The sequence below is a fragment of the Ancylomarina sp. 16SWW S1-10-2 genome, assembly GCF_009669305.1.
Taxonomy (GTDB): Bacteria; Bacteroidota; Bacteroidia; order Bacteroidales; family Marinifilaceae; genus Ancylomarina.
On the sequence record NZ_SADB01000010.1, the window covers coordinates 137,502 to 154,760 of the forward strand.

A 17,259-nucleotide genomic window follows, 5' to 3' on the forward strand; every position below is an offset into this window, starting at 1 on the left:
AACCATTTTATTATTTCGGGAATCGTGTTTGTTAGCTGATTTGGATTTGTTTTTCAAAAAACTTAACATTATTGTTTTCGATTATTCTACTAAGATTTTCACCAATTGCCATGTAATTAATGTCTGTTAATACCTGTACTTGTTGAGTGGTTTCATCACCCTCAATTAATTGTGCGTATGGTATGTTTTTTACAATACCCTTAGAAATTGTTCTTTCGATAAACCTTTTACCAAACATTAAATATTGTTCGGCAGTCGGATCATATATATTTTCCAAATCATAAGCCAACTCCATGATATCATACTTTATATCATCATATGTGCGCTCACCTTCATATATCAGATTACCGTATCCATCAATATAGTCGATTATATCAATCGCATTACTTTTAGTGATTAAACCATACCCCAAAAAGTATTTTTCGAAATCACTGACTGTTATGTTAAACACTGTAAAATTGCCATTTCCACTAAGCCGTAAACCAATGTGTTTTTCGTTGGATTTACTTTCGATTATTTGTATTTTTTGTTCTGTTGCACACCAATATTTAAGTAATTCTAATGAATCTAAATCTATATTACTTTCTAATTTAAGATCTTCTATAAAACTTTTTCGAATCATAACTGATTCATATTTTAGCAATTTAATAGCTTCATTCATTGTTTTATATTTTATGATTTACCTAAAGATACAAAATTGATAATATTTAAACCGATAAAAGGTAAAAACGGCCGCGCTCATCAAGATGTAATGCTGTTGCTCCTGATTTATTCGATTCTCTCATGAGCTCGTAAACTCGTTTTAAGCAGGGCTTTTGGAGTCATTGTATTTGTAATCTGAAATGAATAGAATCCGAAGGATTCGTATGTCTATAGATAAGGCATCAAAACAAACATAGGACTCCTTCGGAGTCCAACAAATGGGGTAGAATTATTGGGCTATAAACATGCAATTCCTACGGGATTAAGGTTAAACATAGGCTTGTCAATTTATCTTATGAATATTCTAAAAACCAGTGGTCATTCTACAATTAATTCCAGATAACACGAATAATATACGGTGTAAATGTAAAACATTCCTTTTATTGAATTAATTTCACAGATTAAAGCATTAATAATAAAAGTGAAAATGAGAAAAACAATACTAATACTCGCTATACTACTAGGTACAATACTTGCAAAGGGGCAAAGTTTAAAGGGATATGAACTAGGAACCGTTGTGAAAGTTGTAGCCGATTGGACAACCGTAGGAGGCGTAAGAGGTCTGATTACAGGTAATACAACTCAAAAATCGAATAGTAGAAGTTTTACTAAAAACAATGATATATTATACTATATAAATTTTAAAGGGCTTTCATTGGATAGTAATAAGGATGTCAGTTTTGCTGAAGGTATAATAGAGCACTACAAACTAGATATAAAAGTTAAAGAAAATGAAGGTTTTAAATATACAAAAGATCATGTTGTATATGAAGTAACTGTAAAAGAACGTGATATGCCCAATTGTTATGACGTTAGTTTTAGTATGCTTGATTTAGAAGCCAAAGCGAAAGATGAGAAACTGAAGAAAAAGCTCCAAAAGGAAGCCTTAGAAAACGATTATTAAATAGGTGTTTTGTCTCTTTAAGGCTTAGAGTTATGTGCTATAAATATGCAATCCTTATGGAATAAAGAAATGTATTCTTTATCTACATGCTAAATATGGTTTTAGTAAGATATAGAATGAGTTTTTTTTAAACTGATATATTATCATATAATGATTCTAAGTACTATACTATTTTAGAACAAAGTCTCTCAAAATAGCTTTGTTTCCAGTAAAATTTGTAATTTGAGTCTCATTATATCATCCTTACAATTGTTTGATTATGAAAAATTCTATTATCACTGAAAATACGAGTCAAAAAAAATTCAAGAATTTAATAGAGAAGAAATATTTGGTTTATAATAGCCTTTTTCTCAATCTGCCTTATCATGAGGACGTAGGTGTAGGGCAGTTATTACCTTTACTATCTGCTTATTGTGAACAAAGCCTAAGTGCATCACAAAGTCCAATTGAAATTATAGATTCTTTTTTCGACATACACACAAATATTAAAACAGAAGACGATAGGAATGACTTCTTGTTTCGAGTAATCTCTTACATCGAGCGTCAGGTGGTTTTGTTTGATAGTATCGAAGACGCTGCTTTACCCTCAATTCGTCAAGATGTAGAAGATCCTCGTCTATCTGATATGATAAGTCAAACCAGAAATGGAGACCATTGGCAAGAGGTTTTTAATAAGCTTAACGACTTTAAAGTCCGAATCGTTTTGACGGCACACCCAACTCAGTTCTATCAACCAGCTGTTCTCGATATTATGAGTGAGCTAAGGGGGCAGGTTGTCCCGAATAATTTGAATGAGATTGATTTGTTATTGAATCAACTGGGCTTAACATCACTAATTAATTCAAAAAGTCCGACTCCCCTTGAAGAAGCCAAAAATATTATCTATTTCTGCAAGAATGTCTATTACAATGCCATTGGTGAATTATACAGTAGGATAAAGGGTAAAGTAAAGAATTTAGATAATCCTGAAATTGTTTCATTAGGTTTTTGGCCTGGTGGCGATAGAGATGGAAATCCTTATGTGACGAGTGAGGTAACTAAAAAAGTGGCTAATGAGTTAAGAATGACTTTGATGAAATGTTATTACTCAGATGTTAAGAAACTTTGTAGTAAAATCACATTTAAGCATGTTGATGAGAAAATTGAAGCATTGAGAGATGACTTGTATTTGTCCATGTTTAATGAGGCGCATTGTCTGACTTACGAATCTATTTTGGAACCTCTACTTGAAATTAAAAAAGATATTCAGGAAAAGTATAAGGATTTGTATTTAAACGATCTTCAAAATACGATAGACAAAGTGAGTATTTTTAAAACGCATTTTGCCAGTCTTGATATCCGTCAGGATCATTCAGTGCACAAGCAAGTGATCACTTATATTCTAAGGGAAGAGGGTTTAATCAATGAGACACTCGAAGAGTTGTCCACAGAAGAATTAATTGATATTCTTCTCACTCGTAAGTTAGATCTGTCTGATTTTCATGCCGATGATCCTATTGTAGCCGATACAATAGCAAATATAATTCAACTTCCGTCTATTCAGGCTTCCAACGGAGAGCAAGGCTGTCATAGGTATATCATTAGTAATTCAGAAGATATCTTTTCCATGCTGTTCGTTTTTGCTTTATTTAGGTGGACGACGACTGATATGAGCAAAATTAATTTTGATATTATTCCCTTATTTGAAACCATGGTAGGTATGACAGAAGCTGGTCAGATTATGGAGCAGATATTCAATACGGATGCTTATGTTGAACATTTAAAACGAAGGAATAGCAAACAAACCATGATGCTTGGCTTTTCTGATGGAACCAAAGATGGTGGTTATTTAAAAGCGAATTGGTCGATATACAAAACCAAAGAAACGTTGACTGCTTTGTGTGAAAAGTATCAGTTTAAATCTATTTTCTTCGATGGACGTGGGGGACCGCCTGCTCGTGGAGGAGGAAAAACGCAACGATTTTACGCTTCGCAGGGACCAAAAATATCAAATGAAGAAATTCAGCTTACGATACAAGGTCAAACCATAACGAGTACTTATGGCACAAAAGATCAGTTCCAATATTCTTGTGAGCAATTGATATCGGCTGGACTATATAATTTCACTTATCATGATAAGGCAACTATTTCTGATGCTTCTAGGTGTTTACTTGAAGATTTGAGTGAATTGAGTTTTAAGAAATATGATGCGTTAAAGCACCATGAGATGTTTATTCCTTACTTAGAGAATGTAAGTCCCTTAAAATATTATTCTCAAGCTAAAATTGGAAGTCGTCCTGTAAAACGTGGTCAAAAGAAACAACTTGAATTAACCGACTTGAGAGCAATTTCCTTTGTGGGATCTTGGAGTTTGTTGAAACAAAATATTCCGGGTTATTTTGGGATAGGAACAGCTTTAAAAAGCATAAAAGATCAGAATAGATTAGACGATTTAAAAGCTTTATACAGAGAGGTTCCCTATTTTAAAGCCTTGATTTCAAACAGTATGATGTCCTTGTCCAAATGCTATTTTGAACTTACTGCATATATGGGAAAAGATGCTACTTATAGCGATTTCTGGCACATTCTGTTTGATGAATATCAGCTGTCAAAAAAGATGATTCTCGAGATTACGGAATACGATGAACTCATGGAGAACGAACCGATTTCAAAACGTTCAATAAAAAACCGAGAAGCTATCGTGTTACCCTTATTGGTGATTCAACAATATGCTCTACAAAAATTAGGTCAAGATACGGCTAATAAAGTGGCTTTTGAAAAAATGGTTGTGCGATCGGTATATGGAAATATTAATGCCAGCAGAAACTCCGTTTGATTAATTACGATAGATTGAGAAAGTTTGTATGAAATTCAGTTTCACACCGATTCTAAAGATAGACTAAACTTAAACGACTCCCCTTTAATTACTTAAAGGGAAGTCGTTGTATATTACGATATTCTACTTTTGCAATTGAATACGCTCTATTTGGTATTCGTTAATATTTTCATCCAATCTACCCTATAAAAAGCTTGAGATAATCTAGTTTCTTCCGTGTTGATATAAAGCTCGTTTTTATCAGTGAAAACGATGCCTTCGGTTTGTGCTCTGCCCAAAGATTCAATGTCTAAACGTAGAACATTACCCGAAAAGAAATTCATTCCTTCAAAATTGGTGAGAAGCATCATATAGGTATGGTAATTTTTGTAGCCAACTAAGGCTACGGTTTTACCATCAGCGCTAATATCGGCACCAGTAACCATAAAACTAGTATTGAATTCAGTAATGGGTTTTAGTTTATAATTACCTGGAGTTTTAGGCATGCTGTAAAGGCGTGTTTTTTTGTTTATCCAGTTCTTTGTGAATAGATAAAGAGAATCGCCGCAGGCAAAAAAGGCTTCGCAATCGAAATTGTTTTTCATATTACGATTTCTAAAATTCTTTTGATCTGCCCAAGTAAAAGTGATGGAGTCAATAGTAACTTCTTTGTTTTTCATATCCGATTTTAAAACACGAAGCACACGCAAATCTTTTCTAGAACCCCTATTATTGCCAAAATCGCCTATATAAATATAGTCTTCATCCTCAGCCAAATCTTCCCAATCCTTATTGCTAGCATTGTTAATAAGTATGGTTTCTTCCAACTGCCCTTTTGGGTTGTATGCAATGAGTTCGGGTTTGCAATCACTATCGTTAATTACCCAAAATAAGTTATTGTGCCATAACATAGCTGATTGTTCATTTACGCTTTTAGGTAGTTGATCAGAGATCAATAGGGGAGAATAAACGACTGTTTTTACATTCGTATTTTGAGCCATTCCCAATGTTGATATTAGGATGCCGAGTATGGTATAGGTGAAGTATCTCATCTTTATGATTTTTAGGAGCTGCAAATTTACAAAAAAAGCTTGATATTCTATTTCTTTAGCAGAATAGCACCTTCCGAACTGACACGATTAGGAACTTGTCCTGTTATTACTCATTTTAATTTGTGTTTTAATTAATTTCATCTCTTAAAATTTCAGACCTTTTAAGAGGTATAATATGTTTAAATTGATTCACCCTAAAAAAGCATAAGAATAAGGGAGTACACCCTAGTTTTTTCGTATATTCGTACCTTTAAGTAAGTATGCATAGCTGTGTGTTATATTGCTTGTTATCAATTAGTTAATTTTAGTACTTTTTAAGAGTCTGTATCATAAATTCTACCATATGCTTAGTTTTGATGCTATTATTGTATCAATTGTTTTAGTTTTTATTGTTCTATCTTTTTATAAGGAATGGGTTGGTCCTGCCTTCACATTTTTAATAGGCGTGGTGGTACTTGGTATCTTTGGTATATTAACGCCATCTGAAATTCTTGGTGGTTTTGCCAATGATCAGGTTATGGTGATATTAATGTTACTCTTGATTGGCGATATTATACGAGATTTAGGTATTGTGGAGAACCTTTTTGATAAGGTTTTTCAAAGGGCAAAAACCTATCGTCAGTTTATGGCGAGAATGATGTTTTTGGTCGGTGGATTTTCGGCATTTTTGAATAATACGCCCTTAGTTGCTGTTATGATGCCTTATGTGCATTCGTGGAGTAAGCGACATAATATTTCTCCCTCAAAACTATTAATTCCCTTATCGTATTCGGCTATTCTAGGTGGTTGTATTACCTTAATTGGTACTTCGACCAACCTTATAGTGAATGGTATGGTTATAGATCAAAATATTATCCCAGGTCTAAAATCTTTGGATATGTTTGATTTCGCTTATGTGGGTATTCCAATGATGTTTATTGGTTCGGCTTATCTTTTACTTGTGGCTAATAAGCTATTGCCAGATAATGTGGATACGCTTGATAAGTTCTCAGAAAATTCACGAAGGTATATTGTTGAGGCTCATGTTCGTCCTGGTTCAGATTTGAATGGTAAGAGTATTGAAGAGGCAAATCTTCGTAATCTTAAGGGCTTGTATCTTTTTCAGATTAAAAGGAATAATATAAAGGTTGCAGCCGTTTCTCCAGAGCTTGTGCTTGCTGAAGGTGATTGCTTATTTTTTGCAGGAGAAACAGAAACCATTGCTGATTTAGTTCTTGCAAATTCTGGTTTGACGATACCAACGGTTGGTATGTTGGGTCATAAAAAGCAACTTGAGGTGGTCGAGATTGTTGTTTCTCACAATTCTACCTTAATATCGAAGACTGTAAAAGAAGCTAATTTTAGAGGAAATTACGATGCGGCAATAATTGCTATACACCGTAATGGTGAACGTATGGCAGGTAAAATTGGTGATGTGAAAGTTCGTGCCGGAGATGTGCTTCTTCTTTTAGGAGGTGATAACTTTACGGCAAGAACACAGCGGGTACAAGATTTCTATTTTATATCGAAAGTAAAAGAATTTCGTAAACAAGAAAATTATAAAATTTGGTTGTTATTGGGAGGAACTATTTTGGCTGTGATTTTATCAGCACTTAAAATTGTGCCCTTATTCATGACACTAATTGTGATGATAATCGTGATTCTTGCACTTAAAATTACGAATCCAAAGGATATTGCAGCTAGTATAGATTTTAATTTAGCGATGATTATTGCTCTCTCATTGGCCTTTGGTACAGCTATGATAAAATCAGGACTTGCCGTGTTAATTGCTGATCTTCTTATATCAGTATTTATGCCTTTAGGACAGGTTGGAATTCTTCTAGGAATCTATTTAATTACGACCATATTGGCTGCTTATATAACCAATAAGGCTGCGGTTGCTATTGTTTTTCCTATCTCATTGAGTATGGCTTTAACATTACAATTAAATCCTGAGCCTTTTATTTTAGTTGTTGCTTTTGCTGCAGCAGCTAACTTTATGACACCAATTGGTTATCAAACGAATTTGATGGTTTATGGTCCTGGATCTTATAAATTTGGTGATTTCTTTAAGATTGGATTACCACTAACAATCATTTATATGGTAGTTTGTGTATCCATACTTTCCTACATCTATTTCTATTAACAGATATCATTTTTGTTTTTTACTTTGTTAAATAATTTGTTTAATTTCATGCGAAATATATTCACATAATACTAATTAACTTCATATGAAATCATTTTTGTTTTTTATAAGCTTTATTTTTCTATTTTATTTAGGCTATTCTCAGAATGATACCACTATTTATTACAAGGCGAATAACAAACCAGCCTTAGGTAAGGAAGATGCGACACATTTAACCAAAATTAAAAAGAAAGGTGATGATGTTTACAAGCTTTCCTATTCGAATAAAAGACGAGACAACTGGGTAAAATCAAAATATACTCGAATTCTTACTGTTGAAAATGATTCGACAATTAAAATATTGAATCAATTTACTAGAAATGAATATTATAAAACCTATAAACCAGTAGGGACGTATTTTTATATAAAAGAATATCATAAAAATGGGAAGTTAAGAATTGAGGGCCTTTCTAAGTCTAAAATTTACAATCATTGGGAAGGGCAGGTTAAAGAATATTATCCATCAGGGAAATTAGAATCGATAACTAGATATAAGAATAATCAAGTAAGAGGGAATAAAAATTGGCTTCCAAATGGAAAACCATATATTGATAATATATATGCTGACGTAGATCTTATGCCTAAATTTCCTGGTGGAGAACTGAAGTTGAAAAAATATCTAGAAGATAATATAAAATACCCTGAAAAAGCTCTAGAAAAACGATATTACGGTCGTGTATTAGTTGATTTTGTAATAAGTGAGGATGGTTCTGTAATTGGAACTGTGATTCGTAAACCATTAGATACTTTTGATCAGGAAGCCATAAGAGTTGTTTCTGGAATGCCCAAATGGGAACCAGGAAAACTCGAAGGTAAGCCAGTAAAAGTCGTATTTACAGTACCTGTAAATTTTAGATTTCGTTAAGATATGGATAAAGAATATAGAATGAAGCTTTTAAGTGCAGCTATTGAGGCTTGCATAAAAGCAGGAAAAGAGATATTAGATGTGTATAAAATGGATGATTTCCATGTGCAATTAAAGTCGGATAATAGTCCGTTGACTATTGCAGACCAGAGAGCTCATAATGCCATTGTTTCTGTATTGGATAAATTAGATATTCCAATATTGAGTGAAGAGGGTACACACTTACCTTTTGAAGAGCGTAAGGCTTGGAAAGCATGTTGGATTGTAGATCCTTTAGATGGAACCAAAGAATTTATTAAACGAAACGATGAATTTACGGTTAATGTGGCTTTAGTTAAAGATGGAAAAGCTGTTGCAGGTGTGATATATATTCCTGTATTAAAGCAACTCTATTTTGCTGATGAGCTTATTGGTTCGTTCCGTTGCGATGAGATCACCGAATTTACAGGACTTGAAGAATTGATGTCTGTATCGAAGCAATTGCCAATTAAGCAAGATAGAACAGGTATTCGAGTTGTGGCTTCAAGGTCGCATATGAATGATGAAACGCGTTTGTTTATAGATTCTTTAAAAGGAAATGGCGATGAGGTTGAAATTGTTACAAAAGGTAGTTCTCTTAAGTTGTGTTTAATTGCCGAAGGATCTGCTGATGTATATCCACGATATGCTCCGACTATGGAGTGGGATATTGCCGCTGGTCATGCTATTGTATCGGCCTCAGGTGGAAATATTACACACTTGAATTCTGATGAAGAATTGTCCTACAATAAAGCTGATTTATTGAATCCTTGGTTTATGTGTAAACGATAAGCTTGAAAATGTAAGAAGAGGCTATTCCCCATAATGACATAATTTTCAGGATTTCCAGAATTTATATTTTAAAGGAATAATTTTTCAAAAGTTCATTAAAGTCCTTTCCTCTAAAATAAATATGTCAATTAGGGGAATTTTGTAATTCTGTGAATCGTTTTTTTTCTGTGAATTGGTCTTTTTCTTTTCAGAGTATGATTGATAAAAATAAAAGAGGATACCGCAAATTTTGTGGATATCCTCTTTCCTATTTTATGAGAAAAAAATTATTTCTTCACATTCATAATATCTGTTTGATGAGCAATTGATTCTTCGTGAATTGCTTTGAAAAGCTTACTGATGAATCGCTCGCTAAGGTCTGTATCCTTCGATTTTGCTAAGTGTTTATTCAAAATATTTTCCCAACGTCCAGACTGAAGAATAGTCATATTATTGATTTTTTTGTATTCTCCAATTGCCTTCGAAGCTTCTACTCTTTTTTGAAGAATAGCCATAACCTCATTATCGTATTGGTCAATTTTAAATCGTAAATCTTCAAGCGTATTCAAAGAAATGCCATCAGGATTTTCATCACGTAACTCCAAACTTGAAAGAAGTTGTGTTAATCGTTTTGGCGTAATTTGTTGGCTAGCATCACTCCAAGCTTCATCTGGCGTTGGATGTGTTTCAATCATCAATCCATCAAAGTTAAGGTCCATTGCTTTTTGAGAAACTGACTGCAATAGTTCTCTGTTTCCACAAATATGACTTGGATCGCAAATAATAGGCATATTAGGCATGCGTCTCTTCAATTCAATAGGAATTTGCCACTGTGGAATATTTCTATAAATACTCTGCTCGTAGCTTGAAAAACCACGGTGAATAGCTCCTAATTGCTTAATACCAGCTTTTTCTAATCTTTCTAAAGCACCCATCCAAAGTTCAACGTCTGGGTTTACTGGATTCTTTACTAAAACAGGAATGTCAACACCTTCAAGTGCATCGGCAATTTCTTGCATTGCAAATGGATTAGCAGATGTACGAGCTCCAACCCATAGAATATCAACACCATATTTAAGTGCTTCGAAAACATGTTTTACATTGGCAACCTCAGTTGCTGTTTGCATACCTGTTTCTTTCTGAACTGTTTTCATCCACTCAAGACCTTCTCTTCCTACGCCTTCGAAACAATTTGGTCTAGTACGAGGTTTCCAAATACCCGCGCGAAATATATTAATCCCTTCCTCTTTTAAAAGACGAGCTGAGTTTAAAACCTGCTCTTCTGTTTCGGCACTACACGGGCCAGCTATAACTAAGGGTCTTTCAATTTTATTTAAATTTAATTTACTTTTCATGGTTTTGTAATTTGGCTGATAGTTAGCGATTTTCATCACTAATTAAAATATGAATTAATAATTTACTTGTGGTTTTAATTTTTTAAGGCTCTTTTTATTCGATTTGCTTTCGAAATCAAATTAATTAAATCGTCTCGATCTCTATTCTCGATAGCTGTTTTAAATTTAGTTAAACTTTCGATATAGGTATTAAGAACGGTTAAAATATTGTCTGCATTATGGTTGAAAATAGGAGCCCACATTTCGGCATCACTTTTGGCTAAACGCACAGTTGAATCAAAACCACCACTGGCCAAATCAAAAATGTTCTTTTCATTTTTTTCTTTTTCCAGAACGGTTAAGGCAAGTGCAAAGGAGCTAATGTGTGAAATGTGAGAAACATAAGCTGCATGTACATCATGATTAGATCCACTCATATAAAGAACTCGCATATTCAAGTGTTCGTACATTTTGTGAACCGTCAGTAACACTTTTTCGTCACTATCTTCGGCATCGCAAAAAATGGTTGCCTTACCATCGAAGAGGCCAGCCTTTGCTGCCCAAGGTCCCGAATGCTCTGTTCCTGCCATAGGATGGCTAGCTACAAATTGTTTACGATTTTGATGGTATTTGACTCTTTCACAAATTTGACTTTTAATGGAAGCTACATCACAAACCACTTGAGTACTGATTCTATCTAATACTTTAGGTAAAAGTTTAAGGGTCGCATCAGCTGGTATGGCTAGAATAATGAATTCACTTTCATCGATCAATTCTTCCATTGTACTAATAGCGTCGATTAAGCCAATTTTTAGTGCTGTTTCAGCATGCAGTTTACTGGAATCGTGACCTAATATTTTGGAAGCAAAACCACGTTTTCTCAAATCTGCAGCCATTGAACCACCTATTAAACCAAGACCTATTATTCCTACTTTCATAGTTTATTCTTTTTTCAAATATTATACAGCTATTTGTGTTGTCTTTTCACATCTATCGATGGCTTTTTTTATGTTTTCTTCTGTTGCACAGAGTGAAAATCGAATGTATTTTTTCCCTTCTTGTCCAAATACAATTCCAGGAGTGGCAAATACATTTTTTTTGTAGAGTAAGAAATCAGAGAAATCTTCTCCTGATTGATATGCATCGGGTATTCTTGCCCAAACGAACATACCAACACTATTCTTTTGATATTTGCAATTTAGTTTATCGGCTAATTCCCAAACTAGATCTCTACGTTTTTTATAGTTTTTATTTAGTTCTTTATACCAGTTAGAGTCTAAGCTTAAGGCTTTACTTGCTGCAATTTGAATAGGTTTATACATACCCGAATCAAAATTGCTTTTAACTTTAAGCACATGATTAATGTTGCTTTCAGACCCACAAAGCATACCAACTCTAAATCCAGCCATATTATGAGATTTACTTAATGAATTCATCTCTAAAACATATTCACTAGCACCCTCAACTTGTAGTAAACTTTCTGGCTTTTCATTTAATATTAAGCTGTATGGATTATCGTTAACTATAAGAATATTTTTCTTTTTTGCTAAAATAACCAATTGTTCAAAGATTTCCATATTCCCTCTGGCACCTGTTGGCATATGTGGGTAGTTTGTCCAAATCATTCTACAAGACTCGTCGCATAAAGATTCGATCTCTTGAATATCAGGTTGCCAATTATTTTCTTCTTTTAGTGTGTAAAATTTCAAATTAATATTTAAAAGTTTAGCCGCCGATAAGTATGCAGGATAGCAAGGGTTTGGAACAAGAACAGTTTCTCCTGGATTACAAAAAGCCATTGAAATGTGCATGATGCCTTCCTTCGATCCCATTAATGGTAAAATCTGATTTGCGGGATTTAATGTCACGTTATAAATCGATTTATACCAATCTGCAATAGCCTGACGGAATGTATCCAAACCACGGTATGATTGATAATGGTTACTACCTATTTGATTGCAAGCAAGTACCAATTCATTTTTTACATCGGGATGAGGAGCCATATCTGGACTACCAATACCTAAATTGATAATGTCGGCTCCATTTTCTTTAAGTTGTGCAACTTCAGCCAATTTTTTGGAGAAGTAATACTCTTCAACTTGCGATAATCTATTGGCTGTTCTAATTGTCATGGTGATGAATTTTTGAGTAGGATTGATTGCCATTGGTGTATTCGCCTAGGATATCAAGTCTATCTAGTTTTCTTGTTATTTCATTAATCATTTTTTTGTACTTCATTTTATCATCGAATAAAACGTCGATATAAAACTGATAATGCCAAGGTTCTCCAATTAATGGTACTGATTCAATTTTGCTTAAATTAATATCATGAGAAGCTATTGTTGATAATATTTCGGCTAAGCTTCCTTTGTGGTTATCAAGAACCATAGCTAAAGACGCCTTATTGCTCGGTAGTTTTTTCCATTGATTATCCTTTTTTAAAATCAGGAAACGAGTGTAATTCTTTTTATTAGTCTCAATGCTTTCTGCAAGTACTTCTAAACCGTAATGTTCGGCAGCTAAAAGACTTCCTATTGCACCTCTGTTGTCAAGGTCTTTTTCTGCAATTTCTTTCATACTTAAAGCTGTATCAATAGAATCTACAAGATTAACATTGGGGTATTTCTTAAAGAATTGTCTTGTTTGGTTAATAGCCATATAGTGAGAATGAACTTCGTTAAGATCTTCAATTTTAGTTCCTTTTTTGGCCACTAAGTTTTGCTTAATTCTAAGATATTCTTCGCCGCAGACCACTAGTTTGTGTTCTCGTATTAGATTTAAGTTAGAGTGGATGGTGCCAGAAATAGTATTCTCAATAGCCATAATTCCGTAATCGCAATCACCATTTTTAACGGATTCTACTAAATCTGAAAAATGAAGTTTAGGTAGAATATCAATTTCATCTCCGAAATAATTCCGAGCTGCTACTTCGTGAAAGGCTCCTTTTACACCTTGTATTGCTATTTGCATTTTGATTAAATTCTAGTGGTTATTAAAATTTTGGCTAAAAAAAATGTCTCGAGTATTTCTCCGAGACGTTTTGCACATTATTCTGTTTGGTTCAGATTATGTCATACTAGTCTAGGGTTGCTTTTATAATAAAAGAACCAGAAATAGAAAAAATAGTTAAATGGCATTGTTGTATTCATCTGTTGTATCAAAAATTTGTGCTAAAAAAAAAGGCTTCGCAATTTGCGAAGCCTTTAAAATATTTTGTTGTAATATTTACATAAGAGGTTCCGCTTTATCATTTGATAAAGTAAAAATAGAACCAGAAACGGATGTTTATTACAGTCATTTTGTTTTGTTTTAGTGAACGCAATGTAGGAGAGATTTTTTAAGCATGCAAGAAAAAAAATGAATTAATTTATGAAATCGATTGCATCTAAAGCTTGAATTAATATGTGAACTATATTTTAAAGTGTTACTAAGTGTTTATATTCAAACATTTATGAATTGATTGAAATTTCATAAAGCATATGGTCTGTATATCTCTTATAAATTCTTTAAATTAGCATTTTTAGTAAAAGAACCTACGATCCCTAAATTTTAAGAATGAATGAATCCGTTTTAAATGCTTTAATGAAATTGTTTGCCATTATTGTGGATGAGCAGAAACGTGGATTTGAATTAGCTGCTAGAGAAGTAGTTTCTAATTATCTCGAAACTAGATTTTCTCAAGAGTGGCAGGAGAGATATTTAAGTAATTTTGACACTTTCTTAAAGGAATCCTATTATGCTACAGAGGATTTTGATTATAAGATGGTTAAACATAGACAAATACATAAGGTTTGTCTTGGTATATTGGAAGAAGTTGATCAAGAACAGAAAGTATGGATTTTACTTCAGTTACTTGAATTTATTGATGATTCTGAATTTATTGGTGAAGAGGTTTTAGACTTTGCTCATACGGTAGCAGCATCGTTTAAAATTTCGGCAGAAGAATTCGAATTAGCTCAAAAATTTATTTTTGGTGATGAATATTCTATTCCATTTAATGAAAATTTACTTTTAATAGACAGTAATAAAAATTTTAAATATGATCAGGTAAAACATATTTGTGAACCGAAACTTCGTGGTCGTGTTTTTGTTCTTCGTATTAGGAGTACTAAAACTTATTTAATTAAGTATTTTGGAGAGCACAATCTCTTTTTAAATGGACATAATGTCAAAAATGACCGTAGTTATACGATAACCTTTGGTTCGGTGATTCGATCATCTCGAATTGACCCAATATACTATACTCAAATTGTATCTGAATTTTTAGAACGAGAGGATACGGCTCAAATTAGTATTGTTGCGAAGAACATAGAGTTCAAGTTTAAGGGAACTGATAATGGTGTTCATCCATTTAGTTTTGAGGCTTCATCGGGACAGTTGATTGGAATAATGGGAGGTAGTGGTACTGGAAAATCTACACTTTTGAATGTTTTAAATGGTAATCTTCCTCTCAATTCGGGTCATATTTGGATAAATGGTTATGATCTTCATACAGAAAAGGAGAAGTTAGCTGGAATTATAGGTTATGTTCCTCAGGATGATTTATTACTTGAGGAATTAACTGTTTTTGAAAACCTATATTATAATGCTAAGCTATGTTTTGAGAAGTTTTCTGAGAAAGATATTTATAAAATTATTGAGGATACATTAGATAAATTTGATTTAATTGAAGCGAGAGACTTAAAAGTTGGAGATCCAATCAACAAAATCTTAAGTGGGGGACAGCGTAAGCGTTTAAATATCGCTTTGGAAATGATGCGACTTCCTTATGTTTTATTTGTCGATGAGCCAACTTCAGGTTTATCTAGTATGGATTCTGAAAAAGTAATGCTTTTATTGAAGCGACAAACGCTTAAGGGGCGTTTAGTGATGTGTAATATTCATCAACCTTCTTCTGATATTTTCAAATTGCTTGATTTATTAATTATTATGGATCAAGGAGGGCGAGTTATTTATTCTGGAAATCCTGTTGAAGCCATCGTTTATTTTAAAACTCAGAGTCATTTTGTGAATGCTGAAGAGAGTGAGTGTATTACCTGTGGTAACGTTAACTCAGAGCAAATTTTTAGAATTATAGAGTCTAAAATGACGAATGAGTATGGTAAGCAAATTCGTAAACGAAAGAGAGGTCCTGAAGAATGGTACAAATGTTATAAGGAAAAAATAAAAAGTGAAAAAGCAATAGAAGCTCCAAAAGAGAAATCTGTTTTGCCTGAGAATTATTTTAAAATTCCTCAACGTTACAAGCAGTTGAAGATATACTTATCTCGAGATATTACTGCTAAGTTAAGTAATCTTCAATATATGATGATTACGCTGTTTGAAGCACCTCTATTAGCAGTAATATTAGGCTATTTTACCAAATATATTAGTGGTTCGTTAACAGATCCTAATGCTTATATATTTGCTAAGAATGAGAATATCCCTTCGTATATTTTTATGGCTGTAGTTGTTGCTCTTTTTTTAGGTTTGATTAATTCAGCTGAAGAGATTTTGCATGATAGAAGAATTATAAAACGGGAATTATTTCTGAATTTGAGTCGGTGGAGTTATATCAATGCCAAGGTTCTTGTTATGCTTGCTATTTCGGCTATTCAGAGTTTGTTTTTTGTTTTGATAGCTAATTCTATTTTAGAGATTAAGGGGTTGGACTTTGAATATTGGTTGATGCTATTTACTGTTTCTGCCTGTGCCAATTTGATTGGTTTAAACTTGTCAGCTTCATTAAATTCGGTGGTTGCTGTTTATGTTTCTATTCCTTTTATTTTAGTCCCTCAACTCTTATTTTCAGGAGTTATTGTTAATTATAACAAATTACATCCAAGCATTACAACACAAAAGTATGTACCTGTTTGTGGGGATCTTATGACATCCAGATGGGCTTATGAAGCTTTGATGGTTGAGCAGTTTAGTAGAAATGATTTTCAAGAACAATTTTTCGATTTTGAGAAGAAAATGAGTGATGCTTCTTATAAAGCTTCTTTCTTGATTCCAGAATTATCACAGCGTTATCAGAATTTGGTTCGTAAGGGAGGATCTAATTTTAATTCAGATAAGAAAATGAAATTACTTCGCCATGAGTTTCTTAAACTGGCTGAAATTGAACCCCAACCTAAGGATGTTTCTATTTCCAATGCAGATTCTGTAAATCAATGGCTTGATGATTTGCAACAAATTTTTTGGTCTAGATATTCTCGTGCCTCTAGGATGCGTGATAATACATACAAAAGATTATTGAAGGAATATGATGGTTCAGAAAATCTGTTTGCTTTTAAACAAGATTATCATAACGATGCTGTTGAAAAAGTTGTTTTAAATAAGCTTGAGTTGAACAAATTTACCGAATATAAAGGTGAATTGGTTCAGTTAAAAGATCCGATATTTAAATCGCCAGAACATCACTTTGGACGAGCACATTTTTATGCCGCAGAGAAACGTATAGGCAATTATTTAATACAAACTTTTTGGTTTAATTTAATTTTTATTTGGCTTACAACAGCATTCTTTTATTTGACTCTTTATCTCGACTTCTTTAGAAGATTCTTTGTTTACGCTGAGAGATTGTGGTTGAAAATTGTACCATATGGAGAATTTAAAATTCGATTGAAGAGACAGTAACTATTAAAGCGTTAGATATTAAAAACCTCTGCTACCT

Annotated in this window: 12 protein-coding genes; 6 read left to right on the top strand and 6 right to left on the bottom strand. The window is 33.2% G+C overall.

The features are described from left to right. Positions 1-31: 31 nt before the first annotated feature. Entirely contained in the window at positions 32-661 is a 630-nt protein-coding gene (locus EMN46_RS10200) for a hypothetical protein (RefSeq protein WP_154200701.1), read from the bottom strand. Positions 662-1,129: 468 nt separating this feature from the next. Here EMN46_RS10200 and EMN46_RS10205 point away from each other — a divergent pair, with 468 nt between their 5' ends. Beyond that, complete coding sequence (locus EMN46_RS10205; protein WP_154200702.1) at positions 1,130-1,606, top strand: hypothetical protein; 477 nt, start codon at positions 1,130-1,132, stop codon at positions 1,604-1,606. A gap of 259 nt (positions 1,607-1,865) precedes the next feature. Beyond that, complete coding sequence (locus EMN46_RS10210; protein ID WP_154200703.1) at positions 1,866-4,421, top strand: phosphoenolpyruvate carboxylase; 2,556 nt, start codon at positions 1,866-1,868, stop codon at positions 4,419-4,421. Positions 4,422-4,567: 146 nt separating this feature from the next. Here EMN46_RS10210 and EMN46_RS10215 read toward each other — a convergent pair whose 3' ends face one another. Next, positions 4,568-5,452, bottom strand: coding sequence for a T9SS C-terminal target domain-containing protein (locus EMN46_RS10215; protein ID WP_154200704.1), 885 nt, complete (start codon positions 5,450-5,452; stop codon positions 4,568-4,570). A gap of 343 nt (positions 5,453-5,795) precedes the next feature. On the opposite strand from EMN46_RS10215, the gene EMN46_RS10220 reads away from it, so the two are divergent. The 3 genes from EMN46_RS10220 (at position 5,796) to cysQ (ending at position 9,291) form a co-directional block, all read left to right on the top strand. Then, positions 5,796-7,577 (top strand): SLC13 family permease, encoded by a 1,782-nt coding sequence (locus EMN46_RS10220; protein ID WP_154200705.1) that lies wholly within the window; start codon positions 5,796-5,798, stop codon positions 7,575-7,577. Positions 7,578-7,662: 85 nt separating this feature from the next. Beyond that, on the top strand, positions 7,663-8,481 hold the full coding sequence (locus EMN46_RS10225; protein WP_154200706.1) for an energy transducer TonB: 819 nt from the start codon (positions 7,663-7,665) through the stop codon (positions 8,479-8,481). Positions 8,482-8,484: 3 nt separating this feature from the next. After that, positions 8,485-9,291, top strand: a complete 807-nt coding sequence (cysQ, locus tag EMN46_RS10230; RefSeq protein ID WP_154200707.1) for a 3'(2'),5'-bisphosphate nucleotidase CysQ — start codon at positions 8,485-8,487, stop codon at positions 9,289-9,291. Positions 9,292-9,557: 266 nt separating this feature from the next. On the opposite strand, the gene EMN46_RS10235 is transcribed toward cysQ, so the two are convergent. From EMN46_RS10235 to EMN46_RS10250, 4 genes are all read right to left on the bottom strand, one after another. Next, positions 9,558-10,625 carry a bifunctional 3-deoxy-7-phosphoheptulonate synthase/chorismate mutase type II gene (locus EMN46_RS10235; protein ID WP_154200708.1) on the bottom strand — a complete coding sequence of 356 codons (1,068 nt, stop codon included), beginning with the start codon at positions 10,623-10,625 and terminating at the stop codon, positions 9,558-9,560. A gap of 74 nt (positions 10,626-10,699) precedes the next feature. Beyond that, positions 10,700-11,542 (bottom strand): prephenate dehydrogenase, encoded by an 843-nt coding sequence (locus EMN46_RS10240; protein ID WP_154200709.1) that lies wholly within the window; start codon positions 11,540-11,542, stop codon positions 10,700-10,702. Between the two features lie 21 nt (positions 11,543-11,563). Beyond that, complete coding sequence (locus tag EMN46_RS10245) at positions 11,564-12,736, bottom strand: pyridoxal phosphate-dependent aminotransferase (RefSeq protein WP_154200710.1); 1,173 nt, start codon at positions 12,734-12,736, stop codon at positions 11,564-11,566. Further along, the gene (locus tag EMN46_RS10250) at positions 12,726-13,574 is read right to left on the bottom strand and encodes a prephenate dehydratase (protein ID WP_154200711.1); all 849 of its coding nucleotides are present in this window, start codon (positions 13,572-13,574) and stop codon (positions 12,726-12,728) included. Before EMN46_RS10250 ends, EMN46_RS10245 begins: the two co-directional genes overlap by 11 nt. 585 nt (positions 13,575-14,159) lie before the next feature. Between EMN46_RS10250 and EMN46_RS10255 the strand changes: the two genes are divergently transcribed. Next, on the top strand, positions 14,160-17,222 hold the full coding sequence (locus EMN46_RS10255) for an ATP-binding cassette domain-containing protein (protein ID WP_154200712.1): 3,063 nt from the start codon (positions 14,160-14,162) through the stop codon (positions 17,220-17,222). The last annotated feature ends 37 nt before the right edge of the window (positions 17,223-17,259 follow it).

What these genes read in the sequence shown, in the direction of transcription:
- EMN46_RS10200 (WP_154200701.1), bottom strand. Translation starts at nt 661, where the DNA reads ATGAATGAAGCTATTAAATTGCTAAAATATGAATCAGTTATGATTCGA.
- EMN46_RS10205 (WP_154200702.1), top strand. Translation starts at nt 1,130, where the DNA reads ATGAGAAAAACAATACTAATACTCGCTATACTACTAGGTACAATACTT.
- EMN46_RS10210 (WP_154200703.1), top strand. Translation starts at nt 1,866, where the DNA reads ATGAAAAATTCTATTATCACTGAAAATACGAGTCAAAAAAAATTCAAG.
- EMN46_RS10215 (WP_154200704.1), bottom strand. Translation starts at nt 5,452, where the DNA reads ATGAGATACTTCACCTATACCATACTCGGCATCCTAATATCAACATTG.
- EMN46_RS10220 (WP_154200705.1), top strand. Translation starts at nt 5,796, where the DNA reads ATGCTTAGTTTTGATGCTATTATTGTATCAATTGTTTTAGTTTTTATT.
- EMN46_RS10225 (WP_154200706.1), top strand. Translation starts at nt 7,663, where the DNA reads ATGAAATCATTTTTGTTTTTTATAAGCTTTATTTTTCTATTTTATTTA.
- cysQ (WP_154200707.1), top strand. Translation starts at nt 8,485, where the DNA reads ATGGATAAAGAATATAGAATGAAGCTTTTAAGTGCAGCTATTGAGGCT.
- EMN46_RS10235 (WP_154200708.1), bottom strand. Translation starts at nt 10,625, where the DNA reads ATGAAAAGTAAATTAAATTTAAATAAAATTGAAAGACCCTTAGTTATA.
- EMN46_RS10240 (WP_154200709.1), bottom strand. Translation starts at nt 11,542, where the DNA reads ATGAAAGTAGGAATAATAGGTCTTGGTTTAATAGGTGGTTCAATGGCT.
- EMN46_RS10245 (WP_154200710.1), bottom strand. Translation starts at nt 12,736, where the DNA reads ATGACAATTAGAACAGCCAATAGATTATCGCAAGTTGAAGAGTATTAC.
- EMN46_RS10250 (WP_154200711.1), bottom strand. Translation starts at nt 13,574, where the DNA reads ATGCAAATAGCAATACAAGGTGTAAAAGGAGCCTTTCACGAAGTAGCA.
- EMN46_RS10255 (WP_154200712.1), top strand. Translation starts at nt 14,160, where the DNA reads ATGAATGAATCCGTTTTAAATGCTTTAATGAAATTGTTTGCCATTATT.